At 61.4% G+C, this 19,959-nt stretch carries 11 protein-coding genes; 5 read left to right on the forward strand and 6 right to left on the reverse strand.

All coding sequences use genetic code 11. The features are described 5' to 3' along the window. Positions 1-129 precede the first annotated feature (129 nt). The 4 genes from KVH01_RS15125 (at position 130) to KVH01_RS15140 (ending at position 5,313) form a co-directional block, all read left to right on the forward strand. Positions 130-864, forward strand: a complete 735-nt coding sequence (locus KVH01_RS15125) for an AraC family transcriptional regulator (protein ID WP_217881933.1) — start codon at positions 130-132, stop codon at positions 862-864. A gap of 282 nt (positions 865-1,146) precedes the next feature. Continuing rightward, positions 1,147-2,628 (forward strand): TolC family protein, encoded by a 1,482-nt coding sequence (locus KVH01_RS15130; protein ID WP_217881934.1) that lies wholly within the window; start codon positions 1,147-1,149, stop codon positions 2,626-2,628. Beyond that, a complete protein-coding gene (locus KVH01_RS15135) occupies positions 2,625-3,776 on the forward strand; it encodes an HlyD family secretion protein (protein WP_217881935.1) in 1,152 nt (383 codons plus the stop codon). Before KVH01_RS15130 ends, KVH01_RS15135 begins: the two co-directional genes overlap by 4 nt. Next, positions 3,769-5,313: an MDR family MFS transporter gene (locus tag KVH01_RS15140; RefSeq protein ID WP_217881936.1), complete on the forward strand. Its 1,545-nt coding sequence runs from the start codon at positions 3,769-3,771 to the stop codon at positions 5,311-5,313. Before KVH01_RS15135 ends, KVH01_RS15140 begins: the two co-directional genes overlap by 8 nt. Positions 5,314-5,450: 137 nt before the next feature. Here the strand turns inward: KVH01_RS15140 and KVH01_RS15145 are convergent, their stop codons facing one another. Together KVH01_RS15145 and KVH01_RS15150 are read right to left on the reverse strand one after the other, a co-directional pair. Continuing rightward, positions 5,451-10,406 (reverse strand): hemagglutinin repeat-containing protein, encoded by a 4,956-nt coding sequence (locus KVH01_RS15145; RefSeq protein WP_217881937.1) that lies wholly within the window; start codon positions 10,404-10,406, stop codon positions 5,451-5,453. A 135-nt stretch (positions 10,407-10,541) separates the two neighbouring features. Beyond that, entirely contained in the window at positions 10,542-12,257 is a 1,716-nt protein-coding gene (locus tag KVH01_RS15150; RefSeq protein WP_217881938.1) for a ShlB/FhaC/HecB family hemolysin secretion/activation protein, read from the reverse strand. 492 nt (positions 12,258-12,749) lie between these two features. On the opposite strand from KVH01_RS15150, the gene nadA reads away from it, so the two are divergent. Then, on the forward strand, positions 12,750-13,808 hold the full coding sequence (gene nadA, locus KVH01_RS15155; protein ID WP_043049096.1) for a quinolinate synthase NadA: 1,059 nt from the start codon (positions 12,750-12,752) through the stop codon (positions 13,806-13,808). 71 nt (positions 13,809-13,879) lie between these two features. Here the strand turns inward: nadA and KVH01_RS15160 are convergent, their stop codons facing one another. From KVH01_RS15160 to gcvP, 4 genes are all read right to left on the reverse strand, one after another. Then, complete coding sequence (locus KVH01_RS15160) at positions 13,880-14,368, reverse strand: RDD family protein (protein ID WP_217881939.1); 489 nt, start codon at positions 14,366-14,368, stop codon at positions 13,880-13,882. A gap of 95 nt (positions 14,369-14,463) precedes the next feature. Further along, a complete protein-coding gene (locus KVH01_RS15165; protein WP_056847631.1) occupies positions 14,464-14,679 on the reverse strand; it encodes a cold-shock protein in 216 nt (71 codons plus the stop codon). Positions 14,680-15,071: 392 nt separating this feature from the next. Next, on the reverse strand, positions 15,072-16,196 hold the full coding sequence (gene gcvT / locus KVH01_RS15170; protein ID WP_217881940.1) for a glycine cleavage system aminomethyltransferase GcvT: 1,125 nt from the start codon (positions 16,194-16,196) through the stop codon (positions 15,072-15,074). Between the two features lie 176 nt (positions 16,197-16,372). Then, the gene (gcvP, locus tag KVH01_RS15175; RefSeq protein WP_217881941.1) at positions 16,373-19,603 is read right to left on the reverse strand and encodes an aminomethyl-transferring glycine dehydrogenase; all 3,231 of its coding nucleotides are present in this window, start codon (positions 19,601-19,603) and stop codon (positions 16,373-16,375) included. Positions 19,604-19,959: the final 356 nt, after the last annotated feature.

Genomic DNA, 19,959 nt, shown 5'->3' on the forward strand with positions numbered 1-19,959 from the left:
GACGCGCCGATCGCTCCTGGCGGTCTGCCCTAAAAAGGAGAAACGATATGATGCTCACAGCCCCTTCCTGCAATTGCCGACATAGCTCGCTTCTCTCAAGACCAGCAAACGCCTCGATGGCCTGCTGAAATGAACGTGCCTACCCCACTAGCCGCACTCGCCGCTAACTATGAACACGGCCACATCGTGGCGCCCCATCGACATGACGAGGGCCAGCTCGTCTATGCCATCAACGGCGTGATGCTGGTGTCGGTGGAGGCGACGGCCTGGGTGGTGCCTTCCGGGCATGCATTGTGGGTGCCGTCGGGGAGGGAGCATCAGATCCGCATGACCGGTGAGGTGCGTATGCGCACCTTGTTGATCTCGCCGGGCGCGCATCGTGGCTTGACGTTGGAGTGCGAGGTCATCAGGGTTTCGCCGCTGTTGCGTGAGCTGATCGTCGCTGCGGGGGATAAGCTCGACAGTGAGCCGGCGTTGTTGCGCCACGCGCAGATTGTCGAGTTGATTTTTTCGGAGCTCGACCGGGCACAACGGGTGCTGGCGCATGTGCCGATCCCGGATGAGCCGAGGCTCAAGTCGTTGTGTGCGGGCTTTATCGACAACCCTTCCCAGGAGTCGACACTGGAGAGTTGGGCGCTGCAGCTCAATATGAGTTCGCGCACCCTGGCGCGGCTGTTCCAGAAAGAGTTGGGCATGAGTTATGGCGAATGGCGCAAGCGCACGCGGCTTTTGCTCAGCATGCAGCGCCTGGCCTGTGGTGTGTCGATCCTGGAAGTGGCGCTGGAGCATGGCTATCAGAGCCCGAGTGCGTTTACTGCGATGTTCAAGCGCACCATGGGTTACACCCCGAGTAACTGTCGATGAGTGTGATTTGACTTGGCGACAGGCTTCCCTGTCAGCCTGGGTTCAAATGTGGGAGGGGGCTTGCCCTAATGCCCCTGTAGGAGCGAGCTTGCTCGCGAGAAACCCATAGGCGCCGCGTTTACTTAGGAAACACGCGTTATCGTTGACGTTTTTCGCGAGCAAGCTCGCTCCTACAGACCCGCACCTTGTCCCAATCAAAACGATGGTTGTCCGGAACTCGGGAGATTCGCACCTCGTTGCGCTCTTACCCTGGGTCTCTACTTGGCCTTCTGGATTTCTTCGATGGGTTCGCCTTCTTTTCCCCCATGGCATGGCCGTTTGGCGCTGCTGGGCATTGCGCTGGCGTTGTCGGCGGGTTGTTCGTCCTGGGTTGCCCATGCGCCCGCACAGCCACATCCAGAGCGCATCAATGCCCTGAGCCACTTGCCGCAAGGCGTATCGGCCCAGGCATTACCCGAACGCTGGTGGCAGTTGTACAACGATCCGCAGCTCGATGCGCTGGTGCAGCAGGCATTGCTGCACAACCGCGACCTGGCGGCGGCCCAGGCCCATGTGCAAGCGATGCTGGCCGGGATCATGCAGGCCGATGCCGAACGTTGGCCGGCCACCCAGGCGTCACTGGGGGCGGCTTATGGCAAGACCGCCGATGATCAGACCCTGGCCAAGGCCACCGATAGCCATGCACCGTCGGAATGGGCGTTCAACCCCGGCATGGAATTGGCGTATCAAGTGGATGTGTGGGGCCAGGTTCAGCGCACGATCGAACGAGCTCAGGTGCAAGCCGCGGCGGCGCAGGATGCCGAAGACCTGTTACGCATCACGGTCGTGGCGCAGACCACCCGCGCCTATGTGAATGCTTGCGCCCTCGGTGCACGTGCCAAGGTTCAGCGTCATTCGTTGGACGTGGTCGGGCGCAGCCTGGCGTTGATCGATCGCCAGCGCCAGGCCGGTGTGGTGACGGACCTTGAATACACGTGCATGCAAGCCCTGCAGGGCGAAACCTTGGCCTTGCTGCCGATGCTCGAGGCGCGTCGGCAAGCAGCGCTGTACGAGCTGGCGATGCTCACCGGCGTCGCCGACCTTGAGCAAGGCGCTGGCGCTGCGACCTGTGAAGTGGTGCCGCAACTCAATGCCGAACTGCCGGTGGGCGATGGCTGGCAATTATTGGCGCGCCGCCCCGATATCCGTCAGGCCGAGCGAGCATTGCAGGCGGCCACGCTGCAAGTGGATATCGTGCAGGCCGACCTGTATCCGAAGGTGACCTTCGGCGCCTCGGTGTCTTCATCGGCCAACAGGCCCCATGAGCTGGGCAACAGCAGCGCGGTGATGTTCGGCATTGGCCCGCTGATCACCTGGCAGTTCCCCAATTGGCGCGCCAACCGCGCGCGGGTCAAGCAGGCGCGGGCGCTTGAACAGGTGGAGGTGGCGCAATTCGAGGCCAGCGTACTCAAGGCTCTCAAGGAGGTGCGCCAGGCCCTGGCGTTATACGACGGCGAGCGCCAGCGTCACGCAGCCTTGAGCCAGGCACTGGACAGCAGCCGCCACGCCTACAGGTTGGCCCAATTCAACTACGACGCGGGGTCTATCGACTTTCTGGACGTGCTGGACAGCGAGCGTGAACTGATCCGCCTACAGGCCACTCGCGCCGACGCCGACGGCCAGTTGCTGCAACGCCAGATCAGCCTGTTTCAGGCGCTTGGCGGTGGTTGGCAACCTTCAGCTCCCACCCACGCTTACACCACTTTTTCCGGTACCCAGCCATGAATATCGCCGTTGAAGAAAAAACTGCTGTCCAGGATGAATCGGCGCATACGCGCAGGCAACGTCGCAAACGGCACCTGATCCTGCTGGGCGGCGCGGCGCTGTTGATCGCAGCGGTGGGGTTCGGCGTGTACTGGATGACGGTCGGCCGGTATCTGGAACAGACCGATGATGCCTATGTGCGTGCCGACTGGATTCCCATCAGCCCCAAGGTTTCCGGGTATGTGGCCCAGGTGTTGGTGGAGGACGACCAGCCCGTCAAGGCCGGGGATGTGCTGGTGCGCATCGAGGACCGTGACTACCAGGCACGCTTGGAACAGGCCCGTGCACAATTGGCCGAAACCCAGGCCTCGGTGGCGGCGCAAGAGGCCAACCTGCGCGTCACCGACAGCCTGATCGCCCAGCAACAGGCCGGCGTTGCCCAGGCCCAGGCCCACGCCCGCAGCGTGGCCGCCGAGTTGCACCGCGCACGCCTCGACCAGCGACGCTACGAAGGGTTGGTGCGCGAACACGCCGCCAGTGCCCAGCGCCTGGAAACGGCGGCGGCCAGCTACACCCAGGCCAGCGCCGCGGTGGAAATTGCCAAGGCCATGCAACGTCAACAGGAAACCCGGTTGACCGTTGCCATCAGTCGCCGCCAATTGGCCCAAGCTTCGCTCCAACAACAGATTGCCCGGCGCAGCCAGGCCCAGGCGCAGTTGAACCTGGCGACCCATGCCCAGGAAGACACCTTGATCCGCTCGCCCATCGACGGGGTAGTGGGGCAGCGCAAAGTGCGCACCCGCCAATACGTCGCGCCAGGCCTGCCGCTGCTGGCGGTGGTGCCCTTGCAGCAGGCCTACGTGGTGGCCAACTACAAGGAAACCCAGTTGCGCGACATGCGCGCCGGCCAACCCGTGGACATCAGCATCGACAGTTATTCAGGACGCAAGCTCAAGGGCCACGTGGTGAGTTACTCGCCAGGTTCGGGGGCGGTGTTCGCATTGTTGCCGTCGGACAACGCCACCGGCAACTTCACCAAGATCGTGCAGCGCTTCCCGGTGAAGATTGTCATCGATGAGCATGATCAAGGCGGGCCTATCCTGCCGGGTATGTCGGTGGTCACCACGGTCGATACCCGGCCAGCCAACCAGGGCGTTGCACATGACTGAAGACGCTGAAAAGAGCGTCTCCTTTCGCGCCTGGGTGGCGGTGATCGGTGGGCTGTTCGGCTGTTTCATGGCCGGCATGAACGTGCACGTAACCAGCGCCGCATTGCCGGAAATCGAAGGCTCCCTGGGGGCGACCTTTGAGGAAGGCTCGTGGATCTCCACCGCCTACCTGGTCGCGGAGATCGTGATGATCCCGCTGACCGCCTGGCTGGTGCAGGTGTTCTCCCTGCGCCGGGTGATGCTGGTGGGTTCGTTTGTATTCCTGGTGGCGTCCATCGCCTGCTCCTGGGCGCCCAACCTGCAAGTGATGATCATCATTCGGGTGATCCAGGGCGCGGCCGGCGCGGTGCTGATCCCTTTGTCATTCCAGTTGATCATCACCGAGCTGCCGCCGAGCAAGATTGCCATGGGCATGGCCTTGTTCGCCCTGTCCAACAGCGTTGCCCAGGCGGCCGGGCCGTCCATCGGCGGGTGGCTGACCGATGCTTATTCCTGGCGCTGGATTTTCTACCTGCAACTGGCCCCGGGCATTCTCTTGCTGCTGGCGGTGGCGTGGTCCATCGACGCCAAGCCCATGCAGTTGAGCCTGCTCAAGCGCGGCGACTGGGGCGGCATCCTGGCCATGATCGTCGGCCTGGGTGGCTTGCAGATCGTGCTGGAAGAAGGCGGGCGCAAGGATTGGTTCGGCTCCGATTTCATTGTGTGGATGTCACTGGTCGCAGGCGTTGCCCTGGTTTATTTCGTGCTGTCGCAGCTGTATGGCAGCCGCTCCTTCATCAACCTGCGCCTGCTCAAGAGCTACAACTTCGGCGTGGCCAGTGCGGCAATGTTCATTTTCGGCGGGGCGACCTTCGGCCTGGTGTTTCTGGTGCCCAATTACCTGTCCCAGCTGCAGGGTTACAACGCCCGGGAAATCGGCATCAGCCTGATCGCCTACGGCATGGTGCAACTGGTGCTGGCGCCGTTCATGCCACGCCTGATGAAGTGGCTCAACCCGAAACTGATGGTCGCCAGCGGCTTTTTCATCATGGCGCTGGGGTGTTATCTGGGGGCGCATCTGGATGTGGATAGCGCTGCCAACGTGATCATTCCTTCCACGGTGGTGCGCGGTATCGGACAGCCACTGATCATGGTGGCGCTGTCGGTGCTGGCGGTATCCGGCTTGCCCAAGGATGAAGCCGGTTCCGCCTCTGCCTTGTTCTCCATGCTGCGTAACCTGGGTGGTGCCGTGGGCACTGCGGGGTTGACGCAGATTGTCGCCATGCGCGAACGCTTTCACTCCGAGCGGGTCGGGGAGTCGATCACCTTGTTTTCGCCGTCCTTGCAGGAGCGTCTGCGCGTCAGCATGGCCGACAGCGAAGCGTTTATTTTCAATCAATTGCTACCCGCCCAGCAGCAGGTTCTTGAGGGGCTGATCCGTATCGTGCGGCGCGAGGCGTACCTGATGGCTTACAGCGACGCGTTCTACGTCTCCTGTGTTGCGTTGGTGCTGTGTGGCTTGGCGGCCCTTGCCTTGCGGCAACAAGCCAGGAATTAGCTCTACAAATGTGGGAGGGGGCTTGCTCCCGATAGCGGTGGGTCAGATACAGATAAGCTGACTGACACACTGCTATCGGGAGCAAGCCCTCTCCCACATTTGGATCTGTTTCGTTTGGTAAATCGGTGCTTAGCCTTTTAGTTGATGCCTTGATCAATCCCTGCCTGCAAGGCCTGGCTTTCACTGTGCCCACCCGCTCGCAGTGGTCCCAGGTTGAAGGCTTGATCCTTGCGCGTGGCGTCGTCCTGTTTCTGAGTCAATTCATCCTTGGCCCCCAGTGCGAGGTTGACCGGTGATTTCGAGACGTTCAGCCCGACATCAGCACGGTAGTCGCTGCCGGCCAATGCCGTAGCGGTGACTTTGGAACCGCCCAGCTCGACCTTGCCATGCTCGGCGCCGATCCGCGCACCCGTGAGGCGCGTATCACCGCTCACCTGCAGATTGACGCCCTGGCTTGCGCGAATGCCTGACGCCTGGGTGACGCTGTCCTTGACCACATGGCTGACGTCCAGATACAGGGTCGGGGTGTAGTTGGTGTTGCCACTCTTGTCACCGAACAACACGCTTTCGGCGGTATTGGCTACCGAGCTGCCGGTGGTGTTCTTGCCGCTGACGACGTAGCTGTCGCTGTTTTTCGGCCAGATCTTTTCCTTGAAACCCGACAGGCGCGTGCCCAGGGCCTCCTTCTTGTCCGCCAGGTAAGCCTTGGCCTTGTCCACGCGGGTGGCGAAAGCGCCACGGGGCTCGGGGTTCACATCGTAACTGGCGCTGCGGATGAGTTTTTCTTCCAGGCGCTCCTTGGCGTTGACGACGCCGTTGACCACTTTGTCCTTGGCCGAAGCCAGGTGCCCGGTGCTTTTGTCGACGACGTTCTCCAGCTTGTCGCGATGCTTGTCGAACGCACCTTCGGCCTTGGCTTGCACCTGGTCCTTGAGCGGGCCGGTGGCAGTGGCGAGTTTATCCACCACGCCTGGCTGGTTTTTCTCCACATCCAGCCTGGCATCGACATTGACCTGGGTACTATTGACCTGGTCCTTGCGACTCTCGACGACAAGATCACCGCCAACTTTTCCACTCACCTGCTCGGCCTCGATGCGTGCCCCGGCCAGATGGGTGTCGCCGGCACTGTTGATGACCACGTTGCCGGCCTTGATCAGGCTGTCATGCTGGGTGCTACTTTGCAGGTGATCCACATCGACCTTGGCCCGCGCATTGATGCCGCGCTGGGTCTTGGGTGTTTCGTGCTCCCCTGCGTCGGCCAAGGTGGTCTTGCCAACGCTGCCACCCGCGCCCAGGGTCACACCCCAGTTGTCATGGGCCTGGGTCGATTGTGCTGACTCTTGCAGAATGCCGCCGTTCTGCGCATCGAGGTTGACGCTGGCCGCGCTGACCTGAGTTCCCTGCAAGTGCAGGGCATCGGCCGCCTCGGCACCACCGGCGAGGCTGACCTTGCCGTTGCTGTGCAACTGCCCGACGACTACGCCCTGGTCATTTTCCGCCACTTTGCCGATGTTGAAATTGGCGCTGAGGCTGCCGGTCTTGCTGCTGCTGTCGGCGCTGCTGGTCTTGCCGGCGCCAATGGTCAGGCCGCCGCCCAGATTACTGCCGCTACTGACGTGGCGGTTGGTGGCGGCTTGCAGGTCCAGCTTGCCCCCGGCATTGAGGTGGATATCGCCGGTCTTGGCGGTGCTGGAGCCGATTTGCGTGCCCTGCAGGGTCATGTTGCCACCGCTGCTGAGCTGGATCGGCCCGCTGCCCTGTATCGTCGTGACGCGGGCCTGGCTGTCCTGAGTGTCCAGGCGTTTGTTGTCCAGTTGCACACCGGCACCGAGGTTCATGTTCGTGCCGTTGGCGCCTGGTGCCGTGCCGACGCTCAATGAACCGTTGCCGCGCAAGGTGCTGCTGGTTGTGCTCTGGCTGTCATTGGCCTGGTTGAGCGCCAACTCACCGCCGGTCTTGAGGTTGACGCCGGCCTGGCCGCCGTTGAACCGACTGCCTTCATAGCGTGCATCGCCCTTGGCCTCGATGCTCACGCCCTGGGTGCCGGCATAGCGGCCGACCACCGCCGTGCTGCTGGTTTCACGCACATCGCTGCTGCCGCCCAAGCCGCTGCCGCGCACATTCAGGTCTTCACCGGTGGTGGTGTAGATCCGCACACCCGCCTTGGCGTCCACGCCTTGCTCGCTGCTGTCGTGGGTATTGGCGGCGGCCGTGGCGACATGTTCGCCGGCCTTGATCGTCAGCCCGCCATCGGTGGCCCGGTATTGAGTGCCTGCATCCTGCAGTTTTCCAGCGGTATCGACCTGCACCGTGGCGCCACTGAACTGGCTGACCACCGCCGTGCTGTGCTGCTGTGTGCGGGTTTTGTGGGTGTGTCCGACTTCCACGTCCAGCCCGACATTCGGTTGTTCGAACGCGTCCAGCAAACCAGGCTGATGGAACTTGACCTGGGCCACGCCTTCGACGGCTTTTTCGATCGGGCGAGTAATGCCTTTGTACTCCACATTGGCGCCGACATCGGCGGTCCAGCCGTTTCCCTTATGGGTACTGGCCTCGGTGGAATGGGCTGCCTGATTGTCGATCCGGCCCGCGTTGACCTGCAACTCGGTGCCAGCCTTGACCTGTGAGCCCTGGCTGGTAAGGGTGTCGCCGACGTTGATGGTCAGCTTGCCGGTCGCTGCCACGGTGCTGGTTTGCGCGGTGGTTTTACTGTTGGTGTCCTGGCTGCTCTGATGGCTGAATTGCGCGCCACTGCCAGCCCGATCAAGGCCGCCGGTGTAGTAGAAGCTACCACCGGTGGTGGTCTTGTCGATGGCTTGGGTGCTGCTGTCGTCGGCCGCCAACAGCGCGAGGTTTTGACCGCTCAGGCTTGCATCGCCCTGGGTCGCCTTGAGGTCGGAACCCTTGATGCTCACATCGCCGCCAGCGCCGACTACCACACTGCCGCCTTTAAGGCTGGAAGCCTGCTGCCGGGTGGTGTCGGTCTTGCGGGTTTGCTGCTGGTCTTCATAGCTCACCCCTGCACGGTATTGACGGCTGCCGTCGGCGGTCTCCCTGGCATAGCCGTCGAAGCCACGGGTGTGCGTGCTGGTGGTGTCGTGGGTGGTGTTCTCGGCCGCAGCCACCTTGATATCACCCTTGGCCTGTGCCTGCAGTTCGTCGCCGGCAGACACCTGGGAACCAGTGACGGTGATGTCTTGGGCGCTTTGCAGCTTGAGGTTGCTGTCTGAGCGCAGGTGGCTGGCGACTATGGTGCTGTCCTTGAGGTTCTTGCGGCTTTCGTCCTTGGAGATGCCGAAGAACTTGCTGTCGTTGCTGTAGCGGTTGTCGTGGGAGGTGTCCTGTACGCCGTCGATCACCAGCGAGCCCTTGTCGCTGATGACGCTGGCCTGCTTGCCGCCACGGGCCTGGCTACCGCTGATGCGTACGTCGTCGGCCTTGACGATCAGCTTGCCGTCGGCGTTGACCTTGCTGCCGGTGTTCAGGGTTTTGCCTTGGTTACCGTCGCCTTTCTTGCCGAAGAAGCTGCCACCGGTCAGGTCACCGGAGTAGGCGTTGTCGCTGCTGCTCTGGGTACGGCTGGCGCTGGCAATTTCCACTTGGCGGCCAGCCAACTGGATATCGCCTGGGGTTTGCAGTTCGGCGCCTTGCAATTGCAGTTTTTGCTTGCTGGTCAGCTCCAGCGTGTTGCCTGCCTTGAGGCTGCTGGTGATGCTGCGTTGTTCGCTGCTGGATTTGTCCCAGTTGGCTTTCCACAAATGCTTGCGATGGTTGCCCTGGTCGCGGGTTTCATGGGTTTCGGTGGCGGCGTTCAGCTGCAGGTCGGCGCCGCTGTTGACGCGCAAGGCGCTGCCCGCTTCTACGTGGCTGGCTTTGATCTCGGTGCTGGCGCCGGAGGACAGCGCGGCGTCCTGTTGCGCGACAACCTTGTTGCCGTGCTGGCGCGAGTCCTTGTCGGTGGTGGTGCGGTCATAGGTTTCGTAGGTGAACAGGAAGTTGCTGTTGTCCCACTGTTCACGTTTTTCCTGGAGTTTGCGGCTTTCCAGGCTGCTGAGGGTCAGGTTACGGCTGGCAGCGAGTTTGACGTTACGCCCGCTGACGTCGGTGGCCGCCAGGTTCAAGTCCCTGGCACTGTGCAAGTCGACATCGCCCTGGCGGCTCTGCACACCGGCGCGGGTGGCGTCGAGGCTGTTGGCGTGGACCTGGCCGCTGATATCGAGGTCGCCGGACGAGCTGATTTTCACGCCGTCACGGCCGTCCACCTGCACGCCGCCCACGCGCACACCGGCACCTTCGGCGGTGCTGATGATATTGATGCGCCCGGCCAGCATCGCCCCGAACAGGCGTGCGTCGATACGCTGGTCCTGGGTCTTGCTGGCCGGGTCTACCTGGCTGATTTGCCCGCTGGCGAAGTCGACCTGGTTGCGCCCGACTGTGAGGTTCAATTGATCATGGGCACTGATGCTGCCGTCGCTGTCGATACGTGGCGCGATCAGGTTGATGGAGCCTTCGCGGTTGTGCAGGCCCTGGCCTTGCACCGTCAGTTGGCCGGTGGCATCCCGGGTGCTCAAGGCTTGCAGTTTGCCGTTGTCGAGTTCAGGACGGCCGACCACCAGGTTGGCATTCGGGGTGTTGATGAAACTGCCGCCATTCACCGAAATGCCATTGGGGTTGGCCAGCACATAGTCGGCGGCCTGGCCGAAGATCTCCTGGGCGCCGTTGAGGGCCGAGGCGTTGCGGCTGATCACTTCGTTGAGGATCACGCTCGCCGCCTGGCCCTGGAACTGCGGGTTGGCCGCCAGTTGCCCGGCGAGCTTGGACACGTCGGCCTGCAAGGCGTTGTTCAGCACCAGGCCCTGGCGGTCGACGTTGTAGTCGAGAAACTGGTTATGGGACAGGCCGCCGGCGTTTGGCGCGACGATGTTGACGATGGGCACACCGCCCTGGTTTTGCAGCTGCGGCGTGCCACCAGGCCCTTCGGCCACGGTCACGCCTGCGGCGAGCACAAGCTGGGGCAGCAGGAACAGGCTGGCAATGGCCCAGCGCAGTTTGCCCTGGGGCGAAAGGTGAAAGCTGTGGGAAGTAGTCGGCATAAATGATCTCGCTCTGTGTTGGCTGATCCACGACGTGCGTTGTTCGTTGCAACGCTGCTGTGGTGGTCAGGTACGGCGGTTGTCTCAGGCTAAAAACAGCGGTGTTCTCATATTTGCAGGCTCATATTTGCGCGCTCAGATCTGCAAGCTCAGGCGTGTCAGCCAGACCTCCGGCTCCTGGCGAAAACCTGTGGGGGTGTTGAGGTTGCGTTGGTAATCGAAGTCGAGCTGCACGTTCTTCCAGCTCAGGTTGAGCCCCGCGCTGGCGCCGCTCAGGCGTTGGCTTTGGGCGCCGTGTTCGCGCTTGACCCAACCGTTGTCCAGGCCCAGGCGCGGGGTGATCTTCACCGGCAAGTCGCTGTTCAGCGGCAGGCGCAACGTGTTGCGCCACACGGCGCCAATCGCGCCCGAGCTGCTGTTGTCGCGGTAGCCGCGCACGGCCGAGTCGTCGGTGACCAGCAACTGTTCGATGGCAGGCAGCGCGTCCGGGCTGTATTGCACCGACAGCTGGCTCTGCCACTGCCACGGTTGCGCAGACCATTGGCCGTTGCGCCATTGGCTGAGGTTGGCGCGGTACTTGTGAAATTGCGCCTTGGGCCGGTTTTTGTGCATCTGGTCGGCATCGCGATCGGCGCCGAACCAGGTCAGGCCCTGGGCGTAATTGAGGTCCAGGTTCCACACCGCGCTGTTGAGCCAGAACAGGTTCAGGCCGGCCTCGGCCACCGTCAGCGTGGGGCTCTGGATGTCCAGGTGAGCCTTCTGCAGGTAACTGTCGACGTCCTTGTAGGCCAGTTGCAGGTTGGCACTCAGTTGATGGCCCTGGTCGCGCCACAGCACCCGGTCGCTGCGCAGGCTGACCTGATCGGTGCGGCCGCTGTTGTAGAGCGTCGTGCGGCTGAGCTTGAACGGCGAGCGGTATTCGGCATGGCTGGCGAACAGGCTGTAGGTCCAGTAGCCGTAGGGGATCGAATAGAACAGGCTGTGGCTGCGGCTGTAGCGCGGCCCATGGTTTAGCGTGTCGCTGAAACTCAGGTTGAGCGAATCGCCCAGTTGCAGCGGGCTGTCCAGGCTCAGGCTGAGGGCATTGCGATCACGCCCGGTGCCGGCGCTGCCAAGGTTATCCAGCCCAACGCCCAGGGCCCAACGCGAGGCACTGCTGCGCGAGCGCAGGATGATGCGCGAGGCGCCCGCTTGGCTGCCAGGGGCGATATCGGCGGTGAGGTCGACCGAGCGCAGGCGGTTGAGCTGGTCCAGGCCCTGTTCCAGGTCGCGCAGGTTCAGCGGCTTGCCGAGCATCCCGGGAAACGCTGCGCCTAACGACACGGGCAGGCTCTGGTCGGCCAGTTCGATGGCTTCGAGGTAGCCTTCCTCGACGTGAATATCCAGTGGCTGCCCGGCGCTCGGCGCACTGATCAGGTAGGGACGGCTGGCGATATAGCCGGCCTCGACATACAGGCGCGTGACCTCGGCCAACAGCCGGTTGATCTGGGTGACGCCCATGCAGGGTGCAACGTAGGGCTCGATGTGTTTGTCCAGCTCGGTGCGGTTGAACAAGGTGGCCCCGGCCAGGCGGATACCGCGCAAAGGCCAGCAGCGTTCATCCTTGGCGATGTCTTTGGGCGCCGCCGGTGTGACCGAAGGCGTCCCGAAACGGCCGCGTTGCATCTGGCGCTGGCGCTGCTCCAGTTGTAGTTGCTGCAGGTCGTGCTGCTGTTGCTGCTGCAAGCGAAGGGCTTCCTGGCCTGGCTGCGGCGTTTGGGCGGCAGCCACCGGCAGCGCGCTCAGGCAAAGCAGGATGATGCCCAGTTTTTGAATACGACAGCAGTGTCCGGTTGTGGGCTGAATTGGCACTCGACATCCTTAATGTAGAAACACACATGATCTATGCCTCCTGAGCCAAACCGTGAACTCAGGGGAGTTGCCACACTGGAGTCATCATTAAACGGTTCGTTACATGAGCGGGGGATTTATTGCACAAAACGTGAGGAGTACCACGTTATTTAGGGAAAAAACGCACAAAATCAGTGCGTGCCGGGTCAGTGGTAACCCGAAACGCCAGTATTTTAGGGGTATGGTTGGCGTCGGAGGGGGATAGGGTTTTTTTGATTGTTGCAGTTAATGCGCTTAATCATTGCGTTTATAGCAGGCAGCGGTGCACCCGGCAGTCGCGTCCCGGCACACCAGATTAGGCTTTTGAATCCATTCGATATTCTGTAGCCTTGCGCAGCTTCAGCTTTACCCGTGCTTGATGAACAAAAACACTTCGTCCGGCGGCGCCCGAAGGGCTCCAGAGCCGGTGGTACACTCGACTTTCGCGCTACTGCGCCTGCAGGTCTTGCGAACATGACGCACATTTCCGAACGCCTACTGGTTCAAGCCCACCTCGACGCCAAGCAGCCCAAGGTGCTCAGCGCCGCGCAAGAGGCGAGCCTGCGCGCCGCCATCGCCGCCGAGCTCAAGGCTCAGGATGCTGTGCTGGTTGCCCACTTCTATTGCGACCCGGTAATCCAGGCCCTGGCCGAAGAAACCGGTGGCTGTGTTTCCGACTCCCTGGAAATGGCGCGCTTCGGCGCCGCCCACCCGGCCAAGACCGTGCTGGTGGCCGGTGTGCGGTTCATGGGCGAGACCGCCAAGATTCTCACCCCTGAAAAACGCATCCTCATGCCGACCCTGGAAGCCACCTGCTCCCTGGACCTGGGTTGCCCGGTGGATGAGTTCTCTGCATTCTGCGACCAGCATCCCGAGCGCACCGTGGTGGTGTACGCCAACACCTCGGCGGCGGTCAAAGCCCGTGCCGATTGGGTGGTCACCTCAAGCTGCGCACTGGAGATCGTCGAAAGCCTGATGGACAACGGCGAGACCATCATCTGGGGCCCGGACAAACACCTGGGCACCTACATCCAGCGCCAGACCGGTGCCGACATGCTGCTGTGGGACGGTGCCTGCATCGTCCATGAAGAGTTCAAGTCCAAGCAGTTGGAAGACATGAAGGCGCTGTACCCGGACGCGGCGATCCTGGTGCACCCGGAGTCACCGACTTCGGTGATCGAGCTGGCGGATGCCGTAGGCTCGACGAGCCAACTGATTGCTGCAGCGCAGCGCCTGCCGAACAAGACCTTTATCGTGGCAACTGATCGCGGCATCTTCTACAAGATGCAGCAGCTGTGCCCGGACAAGATTTTCATTGAAGCGCCTACCGCCGGCAACGGCGCGGCATGCCGCAGTTGCGCGCACTGCCCGTGGATGGCAATGAACACGCTGGAGCGCACGTTGCAGTGTCTGCGTGAGGGCAGTAATGAGATTTTCGTCGAACCGTCGGTGATTCCACAGGCGGTGCGGCCGCTAAAGCGCATGTTGGATTTCACCCAGGCCGCACGCCTAAAGCTGGCAGGTAACGCATAGCCCAGGTGTGAACACTTTCCAAATGTGGGAGGGGGCTTGCTCCCACATTTTGATCTTCACTTGGCAGGTGGTTACTTCTTTTGCTTGGGGATTCGCACCAACTGCGTGTCCGAATAGATGTCATGCCAGCTGCGTTTCTGTTTGTCGAACAACGACCAGATAAACCCCAGCCCCACGCACAACCATGACGCAATGGACACCACAAAACGCAACAATGCCTGCCACAGGCTGATCCGCGAGCCGTCGGCGTTTTGCACGCGCACGCCCCACACCTGCATGCCCAGGGTTTGCCCCGAATGGGTCCAGAACTTGGCGAAGAACCCAAACAGTACAAACAACAGGATCGTCGACAGCAACGGGTCACCGTCCAGCGCGCCGGATTCGGTGAGGGTGCGCATTTTCGCTTCGCCCACAAAGGCGATCCACACCAGCTTGTAGATAAAGGCGGTGACGATCAGCAGCGCCGTGCACAACAGGAAATCGTAGAACATCGCTGCCAGGCGACGGCCCAGGCCAACGGCGGGGAATTGGCCTTGGGGGCTTAGCAGGTGCTTCGACATGGCAGGGCTCTCAGGAGGAAAAGCAGCATTTTACGGACAAACGCCCATAAAAAAGCCCCTGATGTCATATCAGGGGCTTTTTGTCGCAGGAAGGATCAGGTGTTCTCTGCTTGTACTTCGTCAGCCTGCATGCCTTTCTGGCCTTGTACAGCTACGAAGGTCACTTTCTGGCCTTCTTTCAGGCTCTTGAAGCCATTGCCCTGGATAGCGCGGAAATGCACAAACAGATCCGGGCCGCTTTCTGGAGTGATAAAACCAAACCCTTTTTCGTCATTGAACCACTTGACGAGACCGCTCTGACGTTCAGCCATTTTCTTCTTTCCTTTGACGCTAAAAATTAATGACAGCCCCTTTCACATGAAAGAGTACTGGGCTGGGTTGCAGGAAAGTAAGAGACGTCGAACGGGTTGTAGCAAAACTTTTAGCTACTGCCCAGGTCCAGGTTCCAAGCGACCCATGCAAACACAGTGAAGGAACTCTACGCCAACTAATATGAAAAAAACAAGCCCTGCGAAAGACCCTGTTTTTGCTCGGGCACATGACACTTTGTTGAACGTAGTAGTGGCGAGTTATTCGATAGAGTTATTCACTTGTTATAGGAGACTTCCTATAGAAAAGACTATCGGATATGCACTGTTTTATGGCGGCTGCGTTACAGTTTAGTGCGCGTAAGCGCAGCCGCGTTACTTATGGAAACATTTAATCAGCCGCGATAGTAACGCTGTGGCACAAATGGCATTTTACTTACACGTAATGGCACCTTTTTCCCACGCACCAGTGCAGAGACTTCGCTATCCAGTGCAGTAAAGCCGCTGTCCAGGTAACCCATGGCCAGCGGACCGCCCAGGGTTGGACCAAAGCCACCGCTGCATACGCTGCCGATCACGGTGCCTTGTTCGTCGACGATCTCGGCACCTTCACGCACCGGGGTGCGTTCCTGGGGCAGCAAGCCTACGCGCTTGCGGCTCACGCCGGCTTGTTGCTGGGTGAAGATGCGGTCGGCACCCGGGAAACCGCCGGCACGTGGGCCATCGGCACGCCGAGCCTTGGAGATTGCCCACAACAGGCTGGCTTCGATTGGCGTGGTGTCGGTGTTCATGTCATGGCCATAGAGGCACAGGCCGGCTTCCAGGCGCAGGGAGTCGCGGGCGCCCAGGCCAATGGCCTGTACTTCGGTTTCGGCCAGCAGGCTGCGGGCCAGGCTTTCTGCGTTAGCTGCCGGTACGGAAATTTCAAAGCCGTCTTCACCGGTGTAGCCGGAACGGCTGACGTAGCAGTCCACGCCCAGCAGGCGCAGAGTGGCAAATTGCATGAAGGTCATCTGGGTGACCTCCGGCGCCAGGCGCGCCAGTACCTTCACCGCCGCCGGGCCTTGCAGTGCGAGCAGGGCGCGCTCTTCGAACAGCGGCTCAATGGTGCATTGGTCGCCGATATGTTTGCGCAGATGCGCCAGGTCCTGGTCCTTGCAGGCGGCGTTGACCACCAGGAACAGTTCGTCGTTGCCCAGATTGGCGACCATCAGATCGTCGAGGATGCCGCCTTGCTCGTTGGTGAACATCGCGTAGCGCTGCATGCCCACCGGCAGGTCGATGATATCGACCGGTACCAGGGTTTCCAGGGCCTTGGCGGCATTGGCGCCGGTCAGGCGGATCTGGCCCATGTGGGACACGTCGAACAACCCGGCCTGTTCACGGGTGTGCAGGTGTTCCTTCATCACGCCCAGCGGGTACTGCACTGGCATGTCGTAGCCGGCGAAGGGCACCATGCGCGCGCCCAGCTCAAGGTGCAGGGCGTGCAATGGGGTTTTCAACAGGGTTTCGGTGGACATATTCAGCTCCTGAAAAACGTGCTGGCGCGCGGTTAGGCGTCAGCACTCGATAATGTTGTCAAAAATGTGGGAGCGGGCTTGCGCGCGAAAACGGGCTGTCAGTTGATGCACCTGTAACTGATACACCGCTTTCGCGAGCAAGCCCGCTCCCACCTTTGATCGAGTTGACCTTCAGGTTATGCGTAGCTCTCGATCGACGGACATGCGCAGACGAGGTTGCGGTCGCCAAACACGTTGTCGACCCGGCCAACCGGTGGCCAGTATTTGCCTTCGATCAGCGAGGCGACCGGGTACACCGCTTGTTCACGGCTGTAGGGGTGTGACCACTCGCCGACCAATTCTGCGGCGGTGTGTGGTGCGTTTTTCAACGGGTTGTCGTCCTTGTCCAGCGTGCCGTTTTCCACCGCGCGGATCTCTTCGCGGATGGCGATCATGGCGTCGCAGAAACGGTCCAGTTCTTCCTTGGACTCACTTTCGGTCGGCTCGATCATCAAGGTGCCTGCCACCGGGAACGACATGGTCGGCGCATGGAAACCGAAGTCGATCAGGCGCTTGGCCACGTCATCCACGCTGATGCCACTGCTGTCTTTCAACGGGCGCAGGTCGAGGATGCATTCATGGGCCACCAGACCGTTGCTGCCGGTGTAGAGCACGGGGTAGTGCTCTTCCAGGCGACGGGAAATGTAGTTGGCATTCAGGATCGCCAACTGCGAGGCGCGCTTGAGGCCGGCGCCGCCCATCATGCTGATGTACATCCAGGTGATCGGCAGAATGCTCGCGCTGCCGAACGGTGCGGCACACACCGCGCCTTCCTTGCGTTCCATGGCCGCGTGGCCCGGCAGGAATGGCGTGAGGTGCGACTTGACGCCAATCGGACCAACGCCGGGGCCGCCACCGCCGTGGGGGATACAGAAGGTCTTGTGCAGGTTCAGGTGGGACACGTCGCCGCCGAACTTGCCCGGTGCGCACAGGCCAACCATGGCATTCATGTTGGCGCCGTCGATGTACACCTGGCCGCCGTTGTCGTGGATGATCGCGCAGATGTCACGGATGCCTTCCTCGAACACGCCGTGGGTGGACGGGTAGGTGATCATCAGCGCGGCGAGGTGCTCGCGGTGCTCGATGGCCTTGGCGCGCAGGTCTTCGATATCGACGTTGCCACGCGCATCGCAGGCGGTCACCACCACGCGCATGCCGGCCATGTTGGCGGTGGCCGGGTTGGTGCCGTGGGCCGACGATGGGATCAGGCAGATGTCGCGACGTGCTTCGCCACGGCTCTGGTGATAGGCGCGGATGGCCAATAGGCCTGCGTATTCACCTTGGGAGCCGGCGTTTGGCTGCAGGGAGATCGCATCGTAGCCGGTGGCCGCGCAGAGCATGGCCTCCAGTTCGGTGGTCAGTTGCTGATAGCCGGCGCTTTGTGAAGCCGGGGCGAAGGGGTGCAGGGCACCGAACTCGGCCCAGGTCACCGGGATCATTTCGCTGGCGGCGTTGAGCTTCATGGTGCACGAGCCCAGCGGGATCATGGTGCGGTCCAAGGCCAGGTCCTTGTCGGCCAGCTTGCGCAGGTAGCGCATCAGCTCGGTTTCCGAATGATAGCGGTTGAATACCGGGTGGCTGAGGATCGGTGACTGGCGCAGCAGAGCGGCAGGCAGGGTGCTGTCGGTGGCGGCGAAGGCGGGAAGGGCCTTGCCGTCGGCGAAGATCGCCCACAAGGCCTGGATATCGGCCTGGGTGGTGGTTTCGTCGACCGACAGGCCAACACGTTCGGCGTCGACTACACGAAGATTGATGCGCTGGGCGTGGGCCTTGTCATGCAAGGCTTTGGTGTTGGCGCCGGTGTTGAGTGTGATCGTGTCGAAGAAGTTTTTCTGCTCGACCTCAAGGCCCAGGGCGGTCAAGCCCTTGGCCAGGATCGCGGTCAGCTGGTGAATGCGCTGGGCGATCTGGGTCAGTCCCTTGGGACCGTGGTACACGGCGTACATGCTGGCGATGTTGGCCAGCAGCACCTGGGCGGTGCAGATGTTGCTGGTGGCCTTCTCGCGACGGATATGTTGTTCGCGGGTCTGCATGGCCAGGCGCAGGGCCGGCTTGCCGAAGCGGTCGACGGAAACCCCGACCAGGCGCCCCGGCATATCGCGCTTGAACGCATCCTTGGTGGAGAAGTACGCCGCGTGCGGGCCACCAAAGCCCAGCGGCACGCCGAAGCGTTGCGCGCTGCCAATGGCGACGTCGGCACCGAACTCACCCGGTGGGGTCAGCAGGGTCAGGGCCAGCAGGTCGGCGGCCACGGCCACCAGGGCATTGGCGGCGTGGAAACGCTCGGTCAGCTCGCGGTAATCAAATACATCGCCGTTGCTGGCCGGGTATTGCAGCAGTGCGCCGAAGAACGGGCTGACGTCGGTCAGTTCGCGCTCATCGCCGACCACCACGTCGATGCCCAGCGGTTCGGCACGGGTGCGCAGTACGTCGAGGGTTTGCGGGTGGCTGTGCACTGAGGCGAAGAAGGCATTGCTGCCTTTGTTCTTGCTCAGGCGCTTGCAGAAGGTCATGGCTTCGGCGGCGGCGGTGGCTTCATCGAGCAGGGACGCGTTGGCAATCGGCAGGCCGGTGAGGTCGCTGATCAGCGTCTGGAAGTTCAGCAGGGCCTCCAGGCGGCCCTGGGAAATCTCTGGCTGATACGGCGTGTAAGCGGTGTACCAGGCCGGGTTTTCCAGCAGGTTACGCAGGATCGGCGACGGCGTATGGCAGTTGTAGTAGCCCTGGCCGATGTAGGTCTTGAACAGTTGGTTCTGGCCGGCGATGGCCTTGATCCTGGCCAGGGCCTCGGCTTCGCTCAAGCCGTCTTCCAGGCCGAGCACGCTGGTGCCCTTGATGCTTTCCGGGATCACGCTGGCACTGAGGGCTTCGAGGGAATCAAAGCCCAGGCTGGCGAGCATCTGCTGCTCATCTGCCTGGCGCGGGCCGATGTGGCGGGCGATGAATTCGTTGGCGGTGGTCAAATTGATACTCATGGCGCGCTCCTCGGCTTCTGCGTTGGCTTTGATCAGGCGGTCGTATGCATCCTGATCCAACAGCTTAGCCACTGCCTCGGCGTCGGTCGGTTTAAAGCGGAAGAACCAGCCTTCACCCATCGGGTCTTCGTTGACCAGTTCCGGGCTGTCACTGAGCTTGTCGTTCACTTCCAGCACTTCACCGTCCAACGGCATATACACGCCGCTGGCGGCTTTTACCGATTCCACGGTGGAGGCTTCAGCGCCCTTGTCGTAAGCCTGCAACTCCGGCAGTTGCACGAAAACCACATCACCCAGCGCGTTCTGCGCAAAAGCGGTGATGCCCACGGTAACGCTGCCATCGGCTTCGGCGCGCAGCCATTCGTGATCTTCAGTGAAACGCAACTCGCTCATGGAAACTCCTCAGGGCCAGAATCGTCTGGTGGACGGGATTGGAATAATGGGGAGTTGCTTAGCAATATTGCGGCCAAGGTTATTAAGTCTTTATAAATCAAAGACTTGATGAAAATAGTTATAACGTTAGCGTGTTTACATGTAGCGATTTCGCTACAGTCGGGTGCGTGAAAAAAAGCCTATGTGGATCAAAGCCTTGCATGGCGCGCAAAAAACAGGGTTGTAGCGATATCGTTACGCTGTAGCGCTTTCAGTACACTGAATGTCGTTCCTGGACCAAAATTTGGAATGCTCTGCAAATGTGGGAGGGGGCTTGCTCCCGATAGCGGTGTATCAGTCAAAGGTTTATGGCCGAC

The organism is Pseudomonas khavaziana, assembly GCF_019145205.1.
Taxonomy (GTDB): Bacteria; Pseudomonadota; Gammaproteobacteria; order Pseudomonadales; family Pseudomonadaceae; genus Aquipseudomonas; species Aquipseudomonas khavaziana.

Bases quoted from the DNA above. Each gene is read 5' to 3' on its own strand.
- KVH01_RS15125 (WP_217881933.1), top strand. From the start codon at position 130: ATGAACGTGCCTACCCCACTAGCCGCACTCGCCGCTAACTATGAACAC.
- KVH01_RS15130 (WP_217881934.1), top strand. From the start codon at position 1,147: ATGGGTTCGCCTTCTTTTCCCCCATGGCATGGCCGTTTGGCGCTGCTG.
- KVH01_RS15135 (WP_217881935.1), top strand. From the start codon at position 2,625: ATGAATATCGCCGTTGAAGAAAAAACTGCTGTCCAGGATGAATCGGCG.
- KVH01_RS15140 (WP_217881936.1), top strand. From the start codon at position 3,769: ATGACTGAAGACGCTGAAAAGAGCGTCTCCTTTCGCGCCTGGGTGGCG.
- KVH01_RS15145 (WP_217881937.1), bottom strand. From the start codon at position 10,406: ATGCCGACTACTTCCCACAGCTTTCACCTTTCGCCCCAGGGCAAACTG.
- nadA (WP_043049096.1), top strand. From the start codon at position 12,750: ATGACGCACATTTCCGAACGCCTACTGGTTCAAGCCCACCTCGACGCC.
- KVH01_RS15160 (WP_217881939.1), bottom strand. From the start codon at position 14,368: ATGTCGAAGCACCTGCTAAGCCCCCAAGGCCAATTCCCCGCCGTTGGC.
- KVH01_RS15165 (WP_056847631.1), bottom strand. From the start codon at position 14,679: ATGGCTGAACGTCAGAGCGGTCTCGTCAAGTGGTTCAATGACGAAAAA.
- gcvT (WP_217881940.1), bottom strand. From the start codon at position 16,196: ATGTCCACCGAAACCCTGTTGAAAACCCCATTGCACGCCCTGCACCTT.
- gcvP (WP_217881941.1), bottom strand. From the start codon at position 19,603: ATGAGCGAGTTGCGTTTCACTGAAGATCACGAATGGCTGCGCGCCGAA.